Below are 19,927 nucleotides of genomic sequence, written 5' to 3'. Positions count from 1 at the left end.
TAAAACTCAATTAAGCTTCAGGGCAAAAACTAACTTTTAGGAGGCAATTGGTTTGCCTACTAGTAGCACCTTAAAACAAGGGAGGCAACTCCGTGGCGCAGTTTCAAATTGAATGTGTAGAGTCTAATACTGAGGAAAGTCGAAGCCATTACAGTAAATTTGTCCTAGAACCTCTAGAACGCGGTCAAGGAACGACAGTTGGCAACGCCTTAAGGCGTGTTTTACTGTCTAATTTAGAGGGAACGGCAGTTACAGCAGTGCGGATTGCAGGAGTTTCACACGAGTTTGCCACAGTTCCAGGTGTGCGAGAAGACGTGCTGGAAATCTTAATGAGAATGAAAGAAGTTATTCTCAAAAGCTACTCTTCTCAACCCCAAATTGGGCGGTTACTCGTTAACGGTCCTACAACAGTCACTGCGGCACATTTTGATTTGCCTAGTGAAGTGGAAATAATTGATCCGACTCAGTATGTAGCCACCTTAGCTGAAGGCGGCAAACTGGAAATGGAATTTCGGATCGAGAAAGGTAAAGGTTATCGCACTGTAGAACGAGGACGCGAAGAAGCCACATCTTTGGACTTTTTGCAAATCGACTCAGTGTTTATGCCAGTGCGGAAAGTCAACTATAGTGTCGAGGAAGCCCGTGGGGATGGTTCGATCACCAAAGACCGACTATTGTTGGAAGTTTGGACAAATGGTAGTCTCTCTCCCCAAGAAGCTCTGTCATCTGCTGCGGGGATTTTGGTAGATCTATTCAATCCATTGAAAGATATTTCGTTAGAACCTACCGATACAGGCTCAGATATTCCAGACGATCCAACCGCCCAAATTCCGATCGAAGAGTTGCAGCTTTCTGTACGGGCATATAACTGTCTCAAGCGAGCACAAGTTAACTCTGTAGCCGACTTGTTGGATTATACCCAAGAAGACCTGTTAGAAATTAAAAACTTCGGTCAGAAGTCAGCGGAAGAGGTAGTTGAAGCTTTACAGCGACGCTTAGGCATTACCCTGCCCCAAGAAAGAAGCTCTAAACACAGCTAAATCAAAACCGTTAGTAATTGATAGTGCATTATTATGCGTCACCGTTGTCGAGTCAAAAAACTTGGTAAACCAGCAGACCAGCGTCGTGCTTTGTTGCGCGCGCTCACCACTGAGTTAGTTCGTCATGGTCGGATTACTACTACTTTAATCCGAGCTAAAGTACTGCGAACTGAAGTAGACAAAATGATCACCTTAGCCAAAGAGGGTTCCTTAGCAGCACGTCGAGAAGCTTTAGGCTATATCTACGATAAACAACTAGTCCATGCCTTGTTTGAGCAAGCTCCCACTCGGTATGCGAATCGTCAAGGGGGTTATACCCGCATCCTGCATACAGTGCCTCGTCGGGGCGATAATGCTGAGATGGCCATTATTGAACTAGTTTAAGTCATGAGTCATTAGTCATTGGTCAAGACTCTTGAACAAATGACACCACTGGCTTTAGGCCGGGCACCCCGTCCAACACAGTGGCTCACAAATGACAAAGGACAAAATCTGTATGTTAGAAAGCCACCAGCCTAAAGTAACTCACAGAGTGGCCCTAGTAATCCAATACTTGGGCACTCATTTTCATGGCTGGCAACGGCAAAAACAGCAGCGTACAGTCCAAGAAGAGATAGAAAGAGCGATCGCTAAAATTCTTGGGTATCATGTGACATTACATGGTGCAGGCAGAACAGATGCAGGAGTTCACGCCGCAGCGCAAGTAGCTCATTTTGAAGCCACAGGTTTAATTCCATCTCACAAGTGGGCAGCCATCCTAAATAGCTATTTGCCCAATGATATATTGATCAGGGCTTCAGCAGGCGTAGGTAACCGTTGGCACGCTCGCTTTAGTGCAGGCTATCGACGGTATCGCTACACAATATACACTGAAGATCAACCGAACTTGTTCGTCAGACCCTTCAGTTGGCATTATTATTATGCACCCCTAGATGAATCCTTAATTAAGGCTGCCCTAAAACCCTTGCTGGGAAAGCATCATCTCGCTGCTTTTCATCGTGCAGGCTCAAAGCGATCGCATTCTTGGGTAGAAGTACAAGCAGCAGAGTGCCATCGCAGTGGGTCATTACTCCATATTGAAATCCAGGCAGATGGATTTTTGTATGGTATGGTCCGGCTGTTAGTAGGGATGCTGGTACAAGTAGGGTCTGGACAGATCACCCTGGCTAACTTTACTGAAATGTGGAAAGCAGAACGCCGGGAAGAAGTGAAATATGCCGCACCTCCCCAAGGCTTGTGCTTGTTGCGAGTCGGCTATCCAGATTTTCCCTTTTCCCCAGATGTTTGGTATGACAATCTGCCAAAATTCGTCTTTAGTCAAGAGTCAATGGTCAAGAGCCAATAGGCACAAGTCTAATGACAAATGACAAATGACATGTAAGAGACAAAAATGACAAAGGAAAAATGACCAATGACTAAAACATACCTTCCTCCTCAAGAGTCTCTTGAGCGTGAGTGGTACATAGTAGATGCCACAGACCAACGCCTCGGTCGCCTCGCCACTGAAATCGCTATGATCCTTAGAGGTAAAAAGAAAGCCGAGTATACTCCCCACCTTGACACAGGTGATTTTGTAATTGTCATCAATGCCGAGAAGATAGCAGTCACAGGTAAAAAACGTACCCAAAAGCTCTATCGTCGTCATTCAGGTCGTCCTGGCGGGATGAAGACAGAAACCTTCGCCAAGTTGCAACAGCGTCTACCAGAAAGAATTGTAGAACAAGCTATCAAAGGCATGTTACCTAAAAATAGCCTGGGTAGGCAGTTGTTCACCAAGCTGAAAGTTTATGCTGGACCAACCCATCCCCATGCAGCGCAAAAACCCAAAGAATTAAAAGTTAATACAATTCCTGGAGCAGAAAGTTAATGGTAGCAGTAGCAGAAACTACTAGTGGTCGTGCGGTCTACTGGGGTACTGGTCGTCGTAAGTCCGCAGTAGCTAGAGTCCGCTTGATTCCTGGTAGCGGTCAACTGACCGTAAATGGTAAAGATGGAAACTTGTACTTTCAATTCAACGCCAACTACTTGGGCGTGATCAGAGGACCTTTAGAAACTCTGGGATTGGAGAACGAATATGACATTTTGGTGAAAGCTGAAGGCGGTGGCTTGACTGGACAGGCTGATTCTATTCGCCTGGGAGTTGCTCGTGCCTTGTGTCAACTAGACCCAGATAACCGTTCACCTTTAAAAACAGAAGGCTACCTAACTCGTGACCCACGAGCCAAAGAGCGGAAAAAATACGGTTTGCACAAAGCTCGGAAAGCACCTCAGTACTCAAAACGGTAGGCATTGGGCATTGGGCATTGTTATAAACATCTAGTCCCTAATCCCTACCCACTATTCACTGTCCCTGAAATCATCTGAAAGTTATAATTAATATAGATTCACCACAAAAGGAACAATGGCTAAACCTGAAATTCATCCCAAGTGGTATCCAGATGCTAAAGTTTACTGCAACGGTCAAGTTGTCATGACTGTTGGCTCTACCAAGCCAGAACTGCATGTAGATGTTTGGTCTGGAAACCATCCATTTTACACCGGCACCCAGAAGATTATCGATACTGAGGGTCGAGTAGAGCGCTTCCTTCGCAAGTACGGTATGAGCAGCACTCAAACCTCAGGCGATACAGACAAAAAGTAGCGGGTTGGCTCTGCTGTTAACGACGACCCTGCAATCAGCTGGGTCGATTGTCATTTAATGCTCGAGCCAATTTGTTATTTTAAGGAGCGATCGCACTCATCATGGCTGAATCATACCTGCTGGACAAACTAAAATCCGTTGAACAAACCTTTAATGAATTAACGCGTCGTCTTGGAGACCCTGATACCGCTAGCAATCCTGATGAGTATCAACAAATTGCTAAATCTCGTTCTTCTTTGGAAGAGGTAGTTAATACCTATGAAACTTGGAAAGCAGCCCAAGAAGACTTGATCGGAGCGCGTCAGGTTTACAAAGAATCTGCGAGTGACCCAGAGTTGCAAGAAATGGCAGCTTTGGAAGTAGACGAGCTAGAGCAAAAGCTGGAATATTTAGAGAACCGCTTAAAAATATTGTTGCTACCTCGCGATCCCAACGATGATAAGAACATTATGTTGGAAATTCGCGCTGGTACTGGCGGCGATGAAGCGAGTATTTGGGCAGGTGATTTACTGCGGATGTACTCTCGCTACGCTGACGGACAAGGTTGGAGAGTGAAACTAGTGAGCGAGTCACTAGGTGAAATGGGCGGTTTTAAAGAGGTAATCCTGGAAATTCAGGGTGAGAGTGTTTACAGCAAGCTGAAGTTTGAAGCCGGAGTACATCGCGTACAGCGTGTACCTGCAACCGAAGCTGGGGGAAGGGTTCATACTTCCACAGCTACAGTCGCAATCATGCCAGAAGTGGATGATGTGGAAATTCACATTGACCCCAAGGATATTGAAATGACCACAGCTCGTTCTGGTGGTGCTGGTGGACAAAACGTCAACAAGGTAGAAACTGCTGTTGACTTGATGCACAAACCAACAGGAATTCGGATTTTCTGTACAGAAGAACGCAGCCAGTTGCAAAACAAAGAACGAGCAATGCAAATTTTGCGGGCAAAACTGTACGAAATGAAGTTGCGCGAACAACAAGAAGCTGTAACTTCGATGCGGCGATCGCAAGTCGGTACAGGTTCGCGATCCGAAAAAATTCGCACCTACAACTATAAAGATAACCGCGTTACTGACCACCGTTTAGGTCAAAACTATTCCCTTAACCCCGTGTTAGAAGGTGATTTAGAATCAGTTATTCAATCTTGTATCTCTCAAGACCAGCAGGAACGTTTAGCTGAGTTAGCCGCCTCTGGTGCTACAAGCTAATCAGCTTTTTTATAAAATCTGAACAACCGCTTATTGTGCTGTTGCTTGAAACACACATAAGCGGTTTTTATCTAAGATTACCACTGAGCAAAAAGCTAATGAGACTTGAATTGATTAATTTATGACAATATAATATAGGGAAAATACTTAGTAATAACTTCCATCCTAGATGGTAAAAGTGACACCTAAAAATCTGAAAATGTAAATTTTTATAAAATTAAATTTTTTAGAGGTGCATATTATGTCGATATACAACGAACATTCGGATTGGCAAGCAGAATCAAGCGATTCTTTTGTGCCAGTTTATTATCAAGGTAGTTTAACTGGTTTCTTTAAACAAGACTATGTAGATGAAATTATTAGGTTCTTAAATGAGCAAGAAGTTTTAAATAAAGCGCTTAGATTAGCTTGCACTGATTTAATTAAAAAAACCGGTGGCGATGCCAACCAAGTCAAGAATTTAATGAAAAAATATATAAAAATTAGTGAACGTCCAAAATACGGAACTAGAGCGATCGCGCTTTTATTAAATGAAAGACAAAAGGAACTTGATTTGAATATTCAAGAGTTTACTAAATTCTGCGATACATTTAAAGTTTCTCCCCCAGAACTAGATAATATTTATGCAGGAGAAGCAATAGATGATAGTTTGTTAGCTCCACTTTCACGAATATTAGGACTATCAAAAGAACAGCTACTAGAAGTTAGAGATGGTGTTGAAGAATAACTCAATTTTTACTTGAGTGAAGTACGAAAAGCAGTAATTAACCATAGATAAACACAGATATATTTGTAACTTAGTACAATAGGACAGGCCAGATATGTATAAATAGTAAAATTTTGTGAAAACTGATAGCTTTGTTTGGCTGAAGCCAGTTAAAGCAAACGCGATTTTATCAGGAAGCTTTTCAGGAAGGAAGAAGGTGAGCGTAGTGGTAGGTTAAAAGCAATACAACAGCAGTCTTGTGATTCAGGCAGATCGAGCGAACAATAGCAGCACAATTGAATGTTAGGGTAAGCCAATGTCGAAATGGGTGGCTTTGATTAAGTAGATATAGCTTAATCAGCTTCCAGCTTCACAGTCTCAAACTATTTTTTTATCATTCAGCAATTTTCCCTGACGAAATATTAATTAAATTTTGTTAAGATTGACACGGCGTTAGCACTTCATCCCCCAACTACCCATTTCCTACCTGAGAGAAACTTGATGCTGCGACTAGAACATATTAGTAAAATTTACCCCACAGGCGAAGTTCTCAAAGACATCAACTGGGAAGTCAAACCAGGCGATCGCATCGGCTTAGTCGGTGTCAACGGTGCTGGAAAATCTACCCAGTTGAAGATCATATCTGGAGAAATTGAACCCACGGCTGGAGAAATTATTCGTCCTGCGAGTTTACACATAGCCTACCTCAACCAAGAGTTTGAAGTAGACCCCAGTCGCACTGTGAGAGAAGAATTTTGGACTGTCTTCAAAGAAGCTAATCAAGTGCAGTTGTCTCTAGCACAGGTGACAAGAGACATGGAAACTGCGACTCCAGAAGAACTAGATCAATTGATCAACAAATTGGATCGCTTGCAACGCCAATTTGAAGCTTTGGATGGCTACGGCTTAGAAGCACGCATCGGGAAAATTTTACCAGAGATGGGGTTTGAACCAGAAGATGGCGATCGCCTCGTTAGTGCCTTTTCTGGTGGTTGGCAGATGCGGATGAGTTTAGGTAAAATCCTGTTGCAAAAACCCGATTTATTGTTACTGGACGAACCAACTAACCACTTAGATTTGGAAACTATTGAGTGGTTGGAAAATTACTTGAAAAGTCTGGTTACTCCAATGGTGATCGTCTCCCATGACCGGGAGTTCCTTGACCGCCTCTGCACTCAAATTGTAGAAACTGAACGCGGTGTTTCTACTACTTACCTTGGTAATTACTCCGCATACCTACAACAAAAAGCCGAAAATCAATCAGCGCAACTAAGTGCATATGAACGTCAGCAGAAAGAACTAGAGAAACAACAAGCATTTGTTGATAGATTTCGCGCCAGTGCTACCCGCAGTACCCAAGCAAAAAGCCGCGAAAAACAACTAGAAAAAATTGAACGAATTGAAGCACCAACAGGTGGAGTAAGAACTCTGCATTTCCGCTTTCCTGATGCACCTCGTAGTGGCAGAGAGGTTGTCAACATTAAAGAATTAACCCATATCTATGATGATAAAATCTTATTTTTGGGAGCTAATCTCTTAATTGAAAGAGGCGATCGCATTGCTTTTCTCGGCCCCAACGGTGCGGGGAAATCTACCCTATTGCGGGTGATTATGGGTATGGAACCACCGACAGAAGGTAGTGTTCAGTTAGGCGACCATAATGTTCTGCCTGGTTACTTTGAGCAAAATCAGGCAGAAGCTTTAGATTTGAAAAAAACAGTCATGGAAACTATTCATGATGAAGTTCCTGACTGGAAAAATGAAGAAGTTCGCACACTTTTGGGAAGGTTTTTATTCACTGGTGATACTGTATTTAAGCAAGTTGGCGCATTAAGTGGGGGAGAAAAAGCGCGTCTGGCTTTGGCAAAAATGCTTTTACGTCCAGCGAATTTATTAATTTTAGATGAGCCGACAAACCATCTAGATATTCCAGCCAAAGAAATGTTGGAAGAAGCACTCCAGAACTACGATGGCACAGCAATTGTCGTTTCTCACGACCGTTATTTTATCTCTCAGGTAGCCAATAAAATTGTAGAAATTCGCGATGGAGAATTCCGCGTTTATTTAGGCAATTATCATTACTATCTAGATAAAATTGCTGAAGAAAAAGAACAAGCAAAGTTAGCTGCCATAGCTGCCGAAAAAGCTGCTAAGAAAGCCGCTAAAGCTTCTAAAGCGTCAGCAAAACGCAAATAAGAAGTTACAGCGTTTTGCAAGTACGCAAGGTACACCCCTCCCCAACCCTCCACTTGCTAAGAGGAGGGTGCGCGTAGCGCGGGTGAGGTAATGTACTTCATTCACATGCAATCTGCTGTATTAGTAGCCTGTACGATTGTGGATTAAATAAAGTCCAAAAATTTTGTTTTTGTAGGATGTGTTAGGGAAAGCTGTAACCCACCTTTCCCTAATAAAAGCATGTGACGCTGTCGTGCTTCGCATCCTACACTCAAAATTGTAGATTAAGAAATGTATAGTCCTTATATGCTACTTCTAACTCTAGGAATTTATAAATTCCTAGAGTTAAATCAAATATTAGTATTAAATTCGTCAGTGATTATTGAAAAAATGTCAGTACCTCTGACGAGGAATTACTGAACGCTGGCGTTGATTAAAAGCTTTTTTAGTGATGATTAGTCCCACACAATTATCACAAAAAATACGCCAAAGTTACTAAAATTAAAAAAAATCTAAAAAATACTGAAATCATTCATAAAAGAAGTTAATAAGCAGAAATTCACTTGCAGCGGTGATTAGCAGTGGTATCATTCGGGTATTACAAAAAGTAAAGGGCAATTTTACTATGACCAAAGCACCTGTTGCTCCTGTGGTGCTAGTCATTTTAGACGGATGGGGCTACTGCGAGGAGAAGCGAGGAAACGCTATTGTTAATGCTCAGACTCCTGTCATGGACAGTTTATGGGCAGCTTATCCGCATACCCTCATCCGCACATCAGGAAAAGCCGTAGGGTTGCCAGAGGGTCAAATGGGCAACTCGGAAGTTGGTCATTTGAACATTGGCGCTGGGCGGGTAGTACCCCAAGAATTGGTACGCATCTCAGATGCTGTCGAAGACGGTTCTATCCTCAGCAACCCAGCACTTGTCAAAATTTGCCAGGAAGTTCGCGATCGCAATGGCAAGCTTCACATAGTAGGCCTTTGTTCAGAGGGTGGGGTACACTCCCATCTCACCCATCTATTTGGACTACTTGACTTAGCCAAGCAAGAGCGAGTTTCCCAAGTTTGTATCCACGCCATCACCGATGGACGTGACACTGCACCAACAGAAGGTGTAAAAGCGATTGGGTTGCTGCAAGACTACCTAAATCGCATAGGCATTGGGCGCATAGTTACCCTCAGCGGTCGCTACTATGCGATGGATCGCGATCATCGCTGGGATCGCGTTAAACGTGCCTATGACGTGATGACACAAGATGGAGTAGCTGACAGTCACCAGGCTGTAGAAGTTTTACAAGCATCTTACGCCGCCGGGGTGACAGACGAGTTTATCCTCCCAATACGCATTGCTCCCGGTGCAATAGAACCAGGGGATGGGGTGATATTTTTCAACTTCCGTCCAGACCGCTCTAGACAACTCACTCAAGCTTTTGTCAGTCCCAAATTTACCGGGTTTGAAAGGCAGTTAATTAAGCCACTGTCTTTTGCCACTTTTACTCAGTACGATCCAGACTTAGGAGTGGCTGTAGCGTTTGCGCCTCAAAATCTTACTAATATTTTGGGAGAGGTAATCGCCAATCACGATCTCAAGCAGTTTCGCACGGCTGAAACCGAAAAATACGCTCACGTCACCTACTTCTTTAATGGCGGTCTAGAAGAACCTTTTGAAGGGGAAGACCGAGAACTGGTAAGCAGTCCAATGGTAGCAACCTATGACAAAGCCCCGGCGATGTCAGCAGAAGCAGTCACAAATGTAGCGATCGCGGCGATTGAAAAATGTATCTACTCGTTAGTTGTGATTAACTATGCTAACCCAGACATGGTAGGGCATACGGGTCAGATAGAAGCTACGATAGAAGCAATTGAAAAGGTTGATCGCTGTTTGGGTCGCCTACTTGCTAGCATTACTAAAGTCGGGGGGACAACAATTATTACTGCTGACCACGGTAATGCTGAGTATATGCTTGATGATGCGGGTAATCCTTGGACAGCCCACACCACTAACCCAGTCCCCTTAATTTTGCTGGAAGGCGAAAAAGTAAAAATCCCTGGACATGGTACAAATGTCGAACTACGAAGCGATGGCAAGCTAGCCGACATTGCTCCCACAATTCTAGAGATTTTACAACTGCCTCAGCCATCCGAAATGACAGGGCGATCGCTCGTTGTACCAGCCGGATATGACGTGCAACGCAGTCGTACTCCCGCGCAAGTAGGTTTGTAAAACAGATAACAGTTAACTGTTACCTTAACGCAGACACTTCTGTTTTGAAATTGACTATCTATTTAGATTGCTACCATGACAGTTTCTAATATTGTTCAAGGCATTTGGGCACTTTCCGCCGTTGGTTTAATTGTCTTAGTGTTGCTGCATAGTCCCAAAGGTGATGGTATTGGAGCCATTGGTGGACAAGCTCAACTGTTTAGCAGCACCAAGAGTGCAGAAAATACCTTAAACCGAATTACTTGGGCGCTGACAGTAATTTTTCTAGGTTTAACAGTGGTTTTGAGTGCCGGCTGGTTACCTAAGTAGGCATAGGGAATAGGGACATGGGGAACAAAATCCAAGACCCAAAACCCAATATCCTGAAAAATGTATTTACACAACAGTTACTAGCAGTTCTTGCCTTAGCTATAGGTATAGGGCTGCTAGTTATTTTTAGCAACACCCCGTCTAATGGTATTTCCACAAAAACCCAGCACAGCGAGTACTCAATCTCCCTCTCTCTACCTTCTCCAAAACCCCATCCTCTACCGCCAACACTAGCGCAGTGGCAAGATAATACAAACAGTGGTGATTACTTTTCTCAAATTACACCAACCCAAGTAGGTTATCTTGTTTGGTCACAGTTTCCCATTCGAGTTTACGTAGAAACACCAACAGCAATTAATAGCCAGCAAGCTCAAGTCTGGGTTAACAGCGTCTTACAGGCTGTACAAGAGTGGAATGTTTATTTACCTTTATTGGTAGTAGAAAAACCAGAGGTTGCAGATATTAATATTTTGCGAAAAGCGCCACCTCTCAAAATTTCCCCCACCAATAAAATTCCCCGTGCGCGTTCCGCCCTAACAACTTACGAGTTATATACTAACAACAAAGTTTTATTGCACCGCTTCACTATATTTTTGAGTCCTAGCCAGACTGGTAATTATGTTATAGCCGCGGCTCGCCACGAATTTGGTCACGCCTTGGGAATTTGGGGTCATAGTCCGCTACAAACTGATGCCTTATACTTTTCTCAAGTTCGCCAACCGCCACCGATTTCTCCTAGAGATGTGAATACCTTGAAGCGGATTTATGAACAGCCAACTAGCCTGGGATGGTCTTTAGTAGAGAATTAAAAGATTAAATAAGTAAAGTATATGGTCATTGCTGCTACAAGATTGCTACTAATGCCTCAAAAATCACAAGACCTTACCAAATTGTACTGGATACCAATGTATTGCTTGCTGGTCTAAGATCCAGTCTTGGTGCATCTTACAAATTATTAACAATACTTAACGATAGCCGTTGGCAGTTAAATATATCTACTACCTTAGTATTTGAGTATGAAGAAATTCTCAAACGAGAAAAAGATCAGATTGGATTGAGCGATAAAGACATCAACGATATTATTGAAGGTATATGGTTGACAAAAGGCTATTTAGAAGAAAAAGCCAAAAGCGGTAGTTGGCAAAAATTCCACCGAGTTTTGAATAAAGTCCCTAATGTAGAACCAGATGAATACGATAAATTGTAGGAATTTATATGTGATTAATGACATTCCATTTTATATCTGAGGCTATTAAAAATATTCAATAAACTTTTCTACATAAGTGACTTTTGTAGAAGTTGTATGATGATTAAAAACTTCTGTCATTAAAGACTTACAAAGTTCTATTCTGGGATCACTAATTCCAATACCTCCAAATAAGTGAATTCTAGGTTGTAGCTGCTTTTTCACTAAATTTTCATATTTTGAGGCAAAATACCAATAAGCAAATATCTGACCTACAGCATGTTTCCAATTGTTGATATTTTTAACTTCTATTATTTCTGTGTCTGTAATTAAATCTGCTAATCCTACTAATGTGATTGATTTGTAATTAAAAATAGGTACTTCCCTTTTGCCTCCTTCTATTTCATATAAAGCCGCTACACATTGCTTTTCTTCTAAATTTCTTTCTTTATATAACTTTTCTTGTTCTTTTTTAACTTGCTGTTTTAAATATTTATTTTGTTCAGGTGATAACTCTGTTATTAAAGGTTTACTATACTCAGTACATGATTCCTTTCCTAGGATATCTTTAACTATGTGCGATAGAGTCTCAAAGTCATAATTATTAAATTCATCAAAAATTTCCTGTAGACGTTCTGGTATATCGTCATACTTATGACCTACTCTTTTATCATAAAATAAATCAAACTGATCGCGTTTATTTTTTATAGTTGTATCTTTATAACCTAAAATATTGCCAATTTTGATATAAGTAGTTTTCCATGTTTTACACCCTAACGCTCTTATAGCATCTTTATTGAATTTAGATAGATACAAGCCACAAATATCGCCATTTCTAATTTTTTCTTTATCGTCATGTTTAGTCATTTTGTTTAATCCTATGCTTGCCCTCTTCCATCTTCTTTCTTTGAAGACAATCACAGCATCAGAAATATCAAGGAATTTTTTACCAAAATATTGAAGATGAGATAAATATTTATCTTCTGTGCGATCACAATCACACCCCTGTGGTGAGCCGCTAAATACTTCCATCTCTTATGTGTTAAGCTTTAGCGTTAATGTCGCTCAACCACCATTACTCTACTCACTGCTGTTGTTGCTGAGGGCTGGTTTCTTTCTTCAGAGAAGATAGCTTAGACTTATTGTATCAGCGCAAAATAATGAATAATTTAACGCCGATATAGACAATGAGAATTAAAGAACAGATTACCCAAGAATTAGAGAAATTGCCTGAACCTTTATTGCAGAAAATTTTAGACTTTATTCAATTTTTGCAAGCAAAACGCCAAGAAGTTGGTATATCTTCAGATAACCAACCTGCTCAAACACCTATAGCAGAGCATAATTTAACAGGTTCTACGGCCCAAGATTTATTAGAATTAGTGGGAAGTTGGGAAGGTTCAGACATCAGAAAATGTTTGCAACTAGTTTATGAAAGTCGTATGCCACTGGAATTTTAATTGTGTATCTACTTGACACTAATCACTGTTCCTTCTTGATGGAAGGTGTGCCTAGCGTTGCAAATCACTTGCGTTCCCTTGGCTAATGTTTGTAAACATGCAAAAAATTATGCACAGCGACTAAAGAATAGGTTGAGCCAAGGCCCAACCTATTTTCCTACTCAGCGACTTCTACACAGGACGTAAGCTCAGTAGTTCTTGAGGAGATGCCAGCATATCAATTGCTACAAAGAAAATTTTCCCTTGGGGATTGATTAAGAACCGCCAAGCAATATTCATTCCAACATTTACACCAAACCAAGGAGTTTGTACTACACCTGTAATTTTCAGCTGTTTAGAGCCATCAGGTTTAACTTCAATAATGCCCTGCTTTGGCATCATGTTCAGTCCTTGGGCTTCTTCACGCATATATTTGGCGATCGCCTCACGACCAACAATCGGTTTTTGGAATGGTGGTTGTAGCGCACCTTCAGGAGTAAATAGATCAATAGCAGCATCAAAGTTGTCTGCATTCATGGCTTCAATGTACTTTAATACAGCAGGTTCTGTAATGCCATCAATCTTGACTGAGGTAGTAGCAGTTGGAGTTGTACGTGGGAATGCAGGTTCTGCAACAGCTTTTGGATAACTACTGGGACCAAGCTCTGAAGTATCGAATCCCATATCTACTACTGTATTACGCAGTACTGTAATTTGCTGACCCGGATCAAGTTTCTGGGTAGCTTCTAGCACTACTTTTACACCAGGAGACATTTGATAACCAGTCGGGATAGGTGCGACAATACCCTGCTTCATCAACTCTCCCAACTCGTACCAAAAAGCTAGCTTGGTATTTACACTGAAAAAGCCATAGGAACGGCTAATAGGAGTATCAGCACGGCTAGCAAGATCCCGCATAACTTGCGTTTGCTCTTCCGGAGACATTAACTTAATTTGGGTGAGCAGACTTTCTGCTAGTTGCAGGCGTGCTGCTCCAGGCGCTGCGGGAGTAATTGTACGACCCATTTCGGTATAGGCATACCAAAGATATGCCAGCTGATCGTCAACGTTGAGTTGATCGAACAGAGCTATAGTTGCTGGAATCGGGCTAGGAACTTGAGTATTAGAGAAAATACTTTGAGCGGACTCGATAGTCAAAGCCATGATCGGAATCTCCAGTACTGTTTATGAATTAGTTGCTTTCAAAATTCCAATGAAGAATCTTAAAGCTGAGAAAAGCCAACAAGAAACCCAATCAACTCTCTTCATTCAAGATTTCCAGTGCTAAAGGTGAGACACCATCAAGCTGAAAATACTTGCAAAGATTAAGTTTTTTGCATACGAACTGAAGCCAGTCTCAGGACTGTCTTGCAAGTACGTATTTGGTTTAATGGCAAAAGTGTTAGTTCAAACTCGGTGAACTACAAGGATACCGCACTTAATTATGCAGTCCTCTCATCAGAGGTTTAGCTGTTATGTAAAGGAGTGTAACAATAAATGTTTATTTTTGTAAAGTTTTTTTGTAAAAACATGACAAAAATTGCCTCCCAAGCTAATCGTTTTTCTGCTAAGAGAAGTGCTTTATTTGTCTTTAGGGCAAATCGGAGTACCAGATGAGAGGTAGCTAATATTACAATTTCACGAAAATTTTAGCTCAACTTACCACGATGCAAATCTACTACACACACCTTAAATCCTTGCTATGCAAACAATATAGCTCTTAGCGCAAGTATAAGTGTACCCATGTTATCTCTGGAATTATAGGTACAACTGAGGTTAGCTAAAAATTAGAGATCAACGCTTCAAACTCGCTGAGTCGCAAAGCGACACGCTACGCGAACGCAAGCCTCTTTATCACCCCTTCAGTTTTGCGCCTACTCTGCGGGAACGGCGGCGCCGAATGCGTGAGAGATAAAAAACATGAATTACATTTACCTGAAAATATCTGTATCTGTAAATGATGAATATGTACTTAAATTAGCCAAGTTCGGCAGTATAGCTGCACCTTTGTATGGTCTAAGATTCAGCGCAGCTAACCAAAATTTGGAGCATAAGTTTTGCTTATAATCTATGACTTAGCGGTAAAGGTCGCTGTAGTAAGACTTCGCGATATAACTGTTCGAGATGAGTAATATTTTTACTGAGGGTATAGCGCTCTAGTACACGCTTTCTGGCTTTCTGCCCCAATACAGTTGTTAACTCAGGATGATCTTGGAATAGTGGCAAAAGGGTTCGTAATTGCGATCGCACTGTCTTAGTATTTAAAACTACCCCTGCTCCTTTTTCCAATACTTCTCCATCTGCACCCACATCTGTAGCTAAACAAGCTAACCCAGATGCCATTGCTTCTAACAGAGATAAGGATAACCCTTCTACTAATGAAGGCAAAATGAATACATCTGCTCCCCGTAAAATTTCGATACGCCGATTTTCATCGGCAATAAATCCTAACCAAACAATGCCTTCATCTGCACCATAAAATGGTTGTAAAGAAGGCTTCAAAGGCCCATCGCCAACAATTAGCAGCTTGCTATCGGGTTCCATTGCCGACTGCTTCCAAGCACGCAGAAGAGGTTCGACATTTTTTTCTGGAGCTATCCGACCTTGATAGACAAATAAGCGTTCGGCTTGAAATTCTGCTTTGATTTGAGAAGGTCCAGGAGAATATTTAGTAGTATCAACTCCGTTAGGGATGACAGCGACATTTTCTTCCCGTACACCCATCCGTGCCAATAATTCTCGCTGAATTTGGGAAAATACAATGACGCGATCGTAGTTAACCAAAAAAGGTGCGTACAGCTGATAGGCCAAAAGTTGTGTTCCAGAGATGAGTTTTGCCCCCTTGCCTGCAAATGGCGTGTGGAAAGTAGCAATTAAGGGCAAATTCAGTTGCTCACAAATTTCTGGAAGAATAAAGTCCAGGGGAGATAAAGTCAAAGAAGCATGGACGATATCTGGTTGGATTTCCCGCAATGAATCAGTTAATACTTTGGTTGCTTTGAATGTGGGAATTGTGTAAACCTGAGACTTGTAAATGAAGGGTAAGGGAACTTCTTGGAATTTTGGCCAGTTGTCAGGTTCAGATTCTTCTTGGGCAAAGTGGAGAAAGCTAACTTCATGCCCTCGGTCTAGCAAGGCATTTGTAATTTCTCGGCTGTAGGTGACGTTGCCGCAAAAGGGTGATTTTTTTCCAATCCAGGCTATACGCATTCTTTATTTAGTTATAAGAACAGCGGGTTTAATATTTAGTTATCTTTCCTTTATGGTTTTGCTTTTATCTTATTGCGATCGCTAGCTTTTTACTTATTATCATTCAATCTTTTTATCTTCCTAAAATAGCCAAATTCTAAGCTTTATTGAGCTAGTACAGGAAATGGGAATAAAGATAAAATTCCAAACAGATCAAAAGACTACGTAATCAACTTTTTCAAATACGCGAAACAACACTACTTTATTTATGGCTTTAGTTATTCTAGTGAGAATTGGTTAATAGATATGAGTTAATAAAATCTCATTTAACCTAGATTCCCAATGCTCCCGTAGTTAAGACTATGGTGACTTAAGGCTGAGTTAAGTCTACCACGAAAACTTCAGCATTCAGTAAATGATTAATTATGACCAAGTAATGATTAATAACTACCGATGAGAGTTATACCAGGTGAAGATACCCCCAAAAAAGACAATTACAGCTAATGCCAAAAAGACCGCTTGTAATCCAATAAATGTTTCTGCCACACCAGCTAATGCTAAGGGTAACGAAAGGGCGATATTAATCACATTGTTTTGTAGACCAAAGACTTTACCCCGCATTTCTGCTGGGGTTTCTGTTTGGATTGCAGTTTGCATAGGTATACCAACTAGTGAACCAAACACGCCCAAAAGTGCTATTAACAAAAGGACAATCCATAACTGTGTTGTAAATATGGATAAACCAATCAGCGAAGCTGCCATACCTATACAACCACACAGACTTAGCCCAGTGTAAGAGAAGCGTTGACCAAATTGACCAAGAATTGTCGCCCCAGCAGCTATACCAACACCACCAGCTGCTAGTAAAAAGCCGAATTGAGAGGCTTTCAAGTTAGGAATTATTTCTGCCATCCGCACTGCTAGAACAGTTAATGCTGCAAAGATGGAAAACAATATGATCAGTTGCACTAAAGCACTGCGAACACGATGATTGTCTTTGAGATAGCGTAGTCCATCGCGCAGGTCAGAGAAAACATGAGGAAATTCTGTTGCTGAGTCGTGGGGTTTTTCGTTAGTTACTAGAAAGCCTAAAATCAGCCCAGCGATCGCATAACTACCACCTACGACAATTTCCTTTCCCAATCCCCCACTTGCACCCAATTGCAGCCAAAGTTGATCGGCGATCGCTAATAGTGGTTCCCCAACAGCAAAGCCAACAATCACTGAGGCCATCATTGTTGTTGTGTACAAGGAGTTCGCCGAGAGTAAATGCTGCTCTTCCACTACTAGAGGAATTGCTGTTTGTTCTGCTGGTGCAAAAAACTGCGTCAACGTGGACACTAAAAAAGTCACACCGAGGATGATCAAAAAACCTACTGGCAACATTCCCACTGGTTTCCAATCATGAGTCAACCATAACAGTAGGGGAATTGCCAATACCAAAATCCCCCGCCAAACATTTGTTGCTACTAGCACCGTCTTTTTTGACCAGCGATCTACAAATACACCAGCCACGGAACCAAATAGGACTGCGGGAATTGTAAAAGCCATCATTAAAGCTGATACCCAACCGCTAATGCTTTGATGACTAGCTTGAAACTGAGTATTAATCAAGCCAATCATCAGCACCAGATAAACTTTATCTGCTAGTTGGCAAAAAACTTGACCACCCCAAAGAGCTAGGAAATTAGGGTTTTTTAATACAGGTAAAAACCCTTTCTTGGCAACATCACTTAATTCTTGCTCTTTCCCTGAGTTAGGCTTCTTGACAATCGGTGGTTCTTGTTCTGAGGTAATAGCTGCTTGGCTATTAGCCTCAGTCTTGGTTGACGATGTATCTGCTAATTGTTTGCCAGGTTCCTCAGTGGCATGAGAGTTTGATTTTTCCGATGTCCAATTTTTATTATTTTGAGAAATATCTTTTGAGGACATTTCGTGGTTATTGATTTGACTGGATCGAGACTTAGGAACAGCATTCAAGTGACTAGGTGCTGTAGAATCTGATGCTCTACTCTGTTTTTTGGCGTAACTCGGTGACAAAGGCAAGATTTTTTTATCCAAATCAGACGGTTGCATCATGGTTAGCAGCAAAATAAGAATCAATTAAAGTGGCGGAGCGAATTGGACGACCCAAATGATACTGAGCATACTGGCGCAGAATTTGCTCAACAGATAACCAGCCATCATCTTTGGCTGCATTAATAAGCATTATCTCTGGTTGCGACAGCTGCTGGAGTATCTCAAGTTCTGTAGCATTCAAGCGATTAGAAATCACAGGTATTTCTTGCCGATGCACAACTGTTTGGTAACCAGAGATGGGGGAGGCAGAGGTTGTAGGAGAATGAGGCGATCGCGGAACAGAAGAATTGATTTTTCTCTCCTTATCTCTTTGTTTTCGTAAGCCTTCCCAAGTCTCCAGGCAAACTGTTCCACCAGCAGAGATGCTAAATCCTACCTGCCAGTTGGGGTCTGTAAAATTTGGTATCAGGGGACGTTGCGTTAAACAACAGACTTGTACTTGAGGTGTGAGTCCTGCCAAAGCTAAAAGGTGAAACACTCCATGAGACAGATGAGCTAAAATACTTGCTTCGGTATGAGATAATGCCTCCAACCGATTGAGATGTTCATTAAGCAACTCATAAAGTTCTTCTTGGGGTTGTTCGCTCAAAGCTTGACATAGAACTATTTCGGCTAGATATTGGCTGGCAGCTAATTTACCTAGATCTTTAGTTAGACCTGGATAAGTTTTGATTGTTTGCGCTTGTGTAATTTTATCGAGCGATCGCCCTTTAGCAATCAGTAGTTCATTCACTACAAACATCCCACTCCTACCACCCAGGCTAGAATTATGCTTGCGTGCCCCAGGGGCAACTGCTCGGATTAAACCGAACTCTCTTGTCAAAATTGTTACTATTTTATCCGATTCTCCCAGCGCCTGGGCTTTAAGATTAATTCCAGTTACTTGATAAGTTTTACTCATTAGCCAAGAGTCCGTAGGGGCAGATTAAACCCGCATATCTAAGGGCAGACGCAATATTTCGTTTAAACCGCCCGTACATTAGTCACAAGTTATGATCTGAGTACAAAACACAAATGACTATTCCACCTTTTCCGGGTTATTACGCTGACGAATTAAATCGATACCGCGAGACGTGCCTAATCTAGTAGCACCCGCCAAGATTAATTCTAGGGCTTGCTGAATAGTACGAATACCGCCTGAGGCCTTAATTCCTACCCTTTCTCGTGCCATCTCCTTCAAAAGTCGCACATCTGCCACCGTCACACCCCCATTCCAACCTGTACTAGTTTTTAAGAATGCGGCCCCTGCTTCCATTGAGATTTCTGCTGCCAGTTTCTTTTCCGCATCCGTCAATAGGTTGGTTTCTAAAATTACCTTGACAGGTTGTCCGGATTCTTCACAAATTTCAGCAATTTCCCGGTGGACTTCTTCAGTTTTGCCAGCCTTTAACCAGCCCAAGTTGATCACCACATCTAGTTCAGTGGCTCCATTCTCCACTGCTTCTTGAGCCTCGTACAGCTTAACTGCTGAAGTAGTCGCTCCTGTGGGAAAGCCAATCACTGCACAGACTTTTGGGTTTTTACCGTGAAGGAGTTCCGCTGCTTGCTTCACATAGGCGGGAGATAGGCAAACCGCCGCAAAATGAAATCTGTCTGCTTCTTCACACCATTGCTCAACCTGCTCTGGGGTAGCCGTTGGCATTAACAGGGCGTGATCGATAAATGGCGCAATATCAATGTCTGGATAGTCTGCTGCCATCGTGCCTTTTGCCAGTTATTGATTATTAATCTTTATAA

The 19,927-nt window shown here is 41.9% G+C and carries 20 protein-coding genes; 14 read left to right on the top strand and 6 right to left on the bottom strand.

From position 1 onward, the window contains the following. The first annotated feature begins 92 nt into the window (after positions 1-92). From BV375_RS18235 to BV375_RS18175, 13 genes are all read left to right on the top strand, one after another. Positions 93-1,040, top strand: coding sequence for a DNA-directed RNA polymerase subunit alpha (locus tag BV375_RS18235; protein WP_086688749.1), 948 nt, complete (start codon positions 93-95; stop codon positions 1,038-1,040). Between the two features lie 33 nt (positions 1,041-1,073). Next, positions 1,074-1,424 carry a 50S ribosomal protein L17 gene (rplQ, locus tag BV375_RS18230; RefSeq protein ID WP_086762878.1) on the top strand — a complete coding sequence of 117 codons (351 nt, stop codon included), beginning with the start codon at positions 1,074-1,076 and terminating at the stop codon, positions 1,422-1,424. A 112-nt stretch (positions 1,425-1,536) separates the two neighbouring features. Continuing rightward, complete coding sequence (gene truA / locus BV375_RS18225; protein WP_086762876.1) at positions 1,537-2,385, top strand: tRNA pseudouridine(38-40) synthase TruA; 849 nt, start codon at positions 1,537-1,539, stop codon at positions 2,383-2,385. A 66-nt stretch (positions 2,386-2,451) separates the two neighbouring features. After that, a complete protein-coding gene (gene rplM / locus BV375_RS18220) occupies positions 2,452-2,907 on the top strand; it encodes a 50S ribosomal protein L13 (protein ID WP_086688752.1) in 456 nt (151 codons plus the stop codon). Then, a complete protein-coding gene (gene rpsI / locus BV375_RS18215; RefSeq protein ID WP_086688753.1) occupies positions 2,907-3,326 on the top strand; it encodes a 30S ribosomal protein S9 in 420 nt (139 codons plus the stop codon). The genes rplM and rpsI overlap by 1 nt, the downstream gene beginning before the upstream one ends. Before the next feature lie 115 nt (positions 3,327-3,441). Beyond that, positions 3,442-3,681 carry a 50S ribosomal protein L31 gene (gene rpmE / locus BV375_RS18210; RefSeq protein ID WP_045870350.1) on the top strand — a complete coding sequence of 80 codons (240 nt, stop codon included), beginning with the start codon at positions 3,442-3,444 and terminating at the stop codon, positions 3,679-3,681. Positions 3,682-3,782: 101 nt separating this feature from the next. Next, positions 3,783-4,883: a peptide chain release factor 1 gene (prfA, locus tag BV375_RS18205; protein ID WP_086762874.1), complete on the top strand. Its 1,101-nt coding sequence runs from the start codon at positions 3,783-3,785 to the stop codon at positions 4,881-4,883. Positions 4,884-5,124: 241 nt separating this feature from the next. Further along, positions 5,125-5,610 carry a hypothetical protein gene (locus tag BV375_RS18200; RefSeq protein ID WP_086762872.1) on the top strand — a complete coding sequence of 162 codons (486 nt, stop codon included), beginning with the start codon at positions 5,125-5,127 and terminating at the stop codon, positions 5,608-5,610. Between the two features lie 480 nt (positions 5,611-6,090). Further along, positions 6,091-7,785: an ABC-F family ATP-binding cassette domain-containing protein gene (locus tag BV375_RS18195; protein ID WP_086762870.1), complete on the top strand. Its 1,695-nt coding sequence runs from the start codon at positions 6,091-6,093 to the stop codon at positions 7,783-7,785. Between the two features lie 604 nt (positions 7,786-8,389). Continuing rightward, the gene (gene gpmI / locus BV375_RS18190) at positions 8,390-9,988 is read left to right on the top strand and encodes a 2,3-bisphosphoglycerate-independent phosphoglycerate mutase (protein ID WP_086762996.1); all 1,599 of its coding nucleotides are present in this window, start codon (positions 8,390-8,392) and stop codon (positions 9,986-9,988) included. A 75-nt stretch (positions 9,989-10,063) separates the two neighbouring features. Beyond that, the gene (gene secG / locus BV375_RS18185; RefSeq protein WP_086762869.1) at positions 10,064-10,297 is read left to right on the top strand and encodes a preprotein translocase subunit SecG; all 234 of its coding nucleotides are present in this window, start codon (positions 10,064-10,066) and stop codon (positions 10,295-10,297) included. 17 nt (positions 10,298-10,314) lie between these two features. Continuing rightward, complete coding sequence (locus BV375_RS18180) at positions 10,315-11,106, top strand: peptidase (protein ID WP_086762867.1); 792 nt, start codon at positions 10,315-10,317, stop codon at positions 11,104-11,106. Positions 11,107-11,114: 8 nt separating this feature from the next. Further along, a complete protein-coding gene (locus BV375_RS18175; RefSeq protein WP_339376775.1) occupies positions 11,115-11,504 on the top strand; it encodes a PIN domain-containing protein in 390 nt (129 codons plus the stop codon). A gap of 45 nt (positions 11,505-11,549) precedes the next feature. On the opposite strand, the gene BV375_RS38195 is transcribed toward BV375_RS18175, so the two are convergent. Beyond that, complete coding sequence (locus BV375_RS38195; protein ID WP_243713982.1) at positions 11,550-12,515, bottom strand: hypothetical protein; 966 nt, start codon at positions 12,513-12,515, stop codon at positions 11,550-11,552. Between the two features lie 155 nt (positions 12,516-12,670). Here BV375_RS38195 and BV375_RS18165 point away from each other — a divergent pair, with 155 nt between their 5' ends. Continuing rightward, complete coding sequence (locus tag BV375_RS18165) at positions 12,671-12,943, top strand: DUF2281 domain-containing protein (RefSeq protein ID WP_086762863.1); 273 nt, start codon at positions 12,671-12,673, stop codon at positions 12,941-12,943. Positions 12,944-13,114: 171 nt separating this feature from the next. On the opposite strand, the gene BV375_RS18155 is transcribed toward BV375_RS18165, so the two are convergent. From BV375_RS18155 to deoC, 5 genes are all read right to left on the bottom strand, one after another. Next, positions 13,115-14,086, bottom strand: a complete 972-nt coding sequence (locus BV375_RS18155) for an orange carotenoid protein N-terminal domain-containing protein (protein ID WP_086762861.1) — start codon at positions 14,084-14,086, stop codon at positions 13,115-13,117. Between the two features lie 897 nt (positions 14,087-14,983). Continuing rightward, complete coding sequence (locus tag BV375_RS18150; protein ID WP_086762859.1) at positions 14,984-16,132, bottom strand: glycosyltransferase family 4 protein; 1,149 nt, start codon at positions 16,130-16,132, stop codon at positions 14,984-14,986. A 426-nt stretch (positions 16,133-16,558) separates the two neighbouring features. Then, complete coding sequence (locus tag BV375_RS18145) at positions 16,559-18,187, bottom strand: MFS transporter (protein WP_086762857.1); 1,629 nt, start codon at positions 18,185-18,187, stop codon at positions 16,559-16,561. Beyond that, the gene (recO, locus tag BV375_RS18140) at positions 18,174-19,091 is read right to left on the bottom strand and encodes a DNA repair protein RecO (protein ID WP_086762855.1); all 918 of its coding nucleotides are present in this window, start codon (positions 19,089-19,091) and stop codon (positions 18,174-18,176) included. Before recO ends, BV375_RS18145 begins: the two co-directional genes overlap by 14 nt. Before the next feature lie 117 nt (positions 19,092-19,208). After that, complete coding sequence (gene deoC, locus BV375_RS18135) at positions 19,209-19,889, bottom strand: deoxyribose-phosphate aldolase (protein WP_086762854.1); 681 nt, start codon at positions 19,887-19,889, stop codon at positions 19,209-19,211. Positions 19,890-19,927: the final 38 nt, after the last annotated feature.

The organism is Nostoc sp. 106C (assembly GCF_002154725.1).
Lineage (GTDB): Bacteria > Cyanobacteriota > Cyanobacteriia > Cyanobacteriales > Nostocaceae > Aulosira.
The sequence above is the reverse complement of the archived record's forward strand: the minus strand, read 5'-3'. Positions and strand labels throughout refer to the sequence as shown.

Excerpts from the sequence above, each read along its gene's own strand:
- rplQ (WP_086762878.1), top strand. The coding sequence starts at position 1,074 with ATGCGTCACCGTTGTCGAGTCAAAAAACTTGGTAAACCAGCAGACCAG.
- truA (WP_086762876.1), top strand. The coding sequence starts at position 1,537 with ATGTTAGAAAGCCACCAGCCTAAAGTAACTCACAGAGTGGCCCTAGTA.
- rplM (WP_086688752.1), top strand. The coding sequence starts at position 2,452 with ATGACTAAAACATACCTTCCTCCTCAAGAGTCTCTTGAGCGTGAGTGG.
- rpsI (WP_086688753.1), top strand. The coding sequence starts at position 2,907 with ATGGTAGCAGTAGCAGAAACTACTAGTGGTCGTGCGGTCTACTGGGGT.
- rpmE (WP_045870350.1), top strand. The coding sequence starts at position 3,442 with ATGGCTAAACCTGAAATTCATCCCAAGTGGTATCCAGATGCTAAAGTT.
- prfA (WP_086762874.1), top strand. The coding sequence starts at position 3,783 with ATGGCTGAATCATACCTGCTGGACAAACTAAAATCCGTTGAACAAACC.
- BV375_RS18200 (WP_086762872.1), top strand. The coding sequence starts at position 5,125 with ATGTCGATATACAACGAACATTCGGATTGGCAAGCAGAATCAAGCGAT.
- BV375_RS18195 (WP_086762870.1), top strand. The coding sequence starts at position 6,091 with ATGCTGCGACTAGAACATATTAGTAAAATTTACCCCACAGGCGAAGTT.
- gpmI (WP_086762996.1), top strand. The coding sequence starts at position 8,390 with ATGACCAAAGCACCTGTTGCTCCTGTGGTGCTAGTCATTTTAGACGGA.
- secG (WP_086762869.1), top strand. The coding sequence starts at position 10,064 with ATGACAGTTTCTAATATTGTTCAAGGCATTTGGGCACTTTCCGCCGTT.
- BV375_RS18180 (WP_086762867.1), top strand. The coding sequence starts at position 10,315 with ATGGGGAACAAAATCCAAGACCCAAAACCCAATATCCTGAAAAATGTA.
- BV375_RS38195 (WP_243713982.1), bottom strand. The coding sequence starts at position 12,515 with ATGGAAGTATTTAGCGGCTCACCACAGGGGTGTGATTGTGATCGCACA.
- BV375_RS18165 (WP_086762863.1), top strand. The coding sequence starts at position 12,671 with ATGAGAATTAAAGAACAGATTACCCAAGAATTAGAGAAATTGCCTGAA.
- BV375_RS18155 (WP_086762861.1), bottom strand. The coding sequence starts at position 14,086 with ATGGCTTTGACTATCGAGTCCGCTCAAAGTATTTTCTCTAATACTCAA.
- BV375_RS18150 (WP_086762859.1), bottom strand. The coding sequence starts at position 16,132 with ATGCGTATAGCCTGGATTGGAAAAAAATCACCCTTTTGCGGCAACGTC.
- BV375_RS18145 (WP_086762857.1), bottom strand. The coding sequence starts at position 18,187 with ATGCAACCGTCTGATTTGGATAAAAAAATCTTGCCTTTGTCACCGAGT.
- recO (WP_086762855.1), bottom strand. The coding sequence starts at position 19,091 with ATGAGTAAAACTTATCAAGTAACTGGAATTAATCTTAAAGCCCAGGCG.
- deoC (WP_086762854.1), bottom strand. The coding sequence starts at position 19,889 with ATGGCAGCAGACTATCCAGACATTGATATTGCGCCATTTATCGATCAC.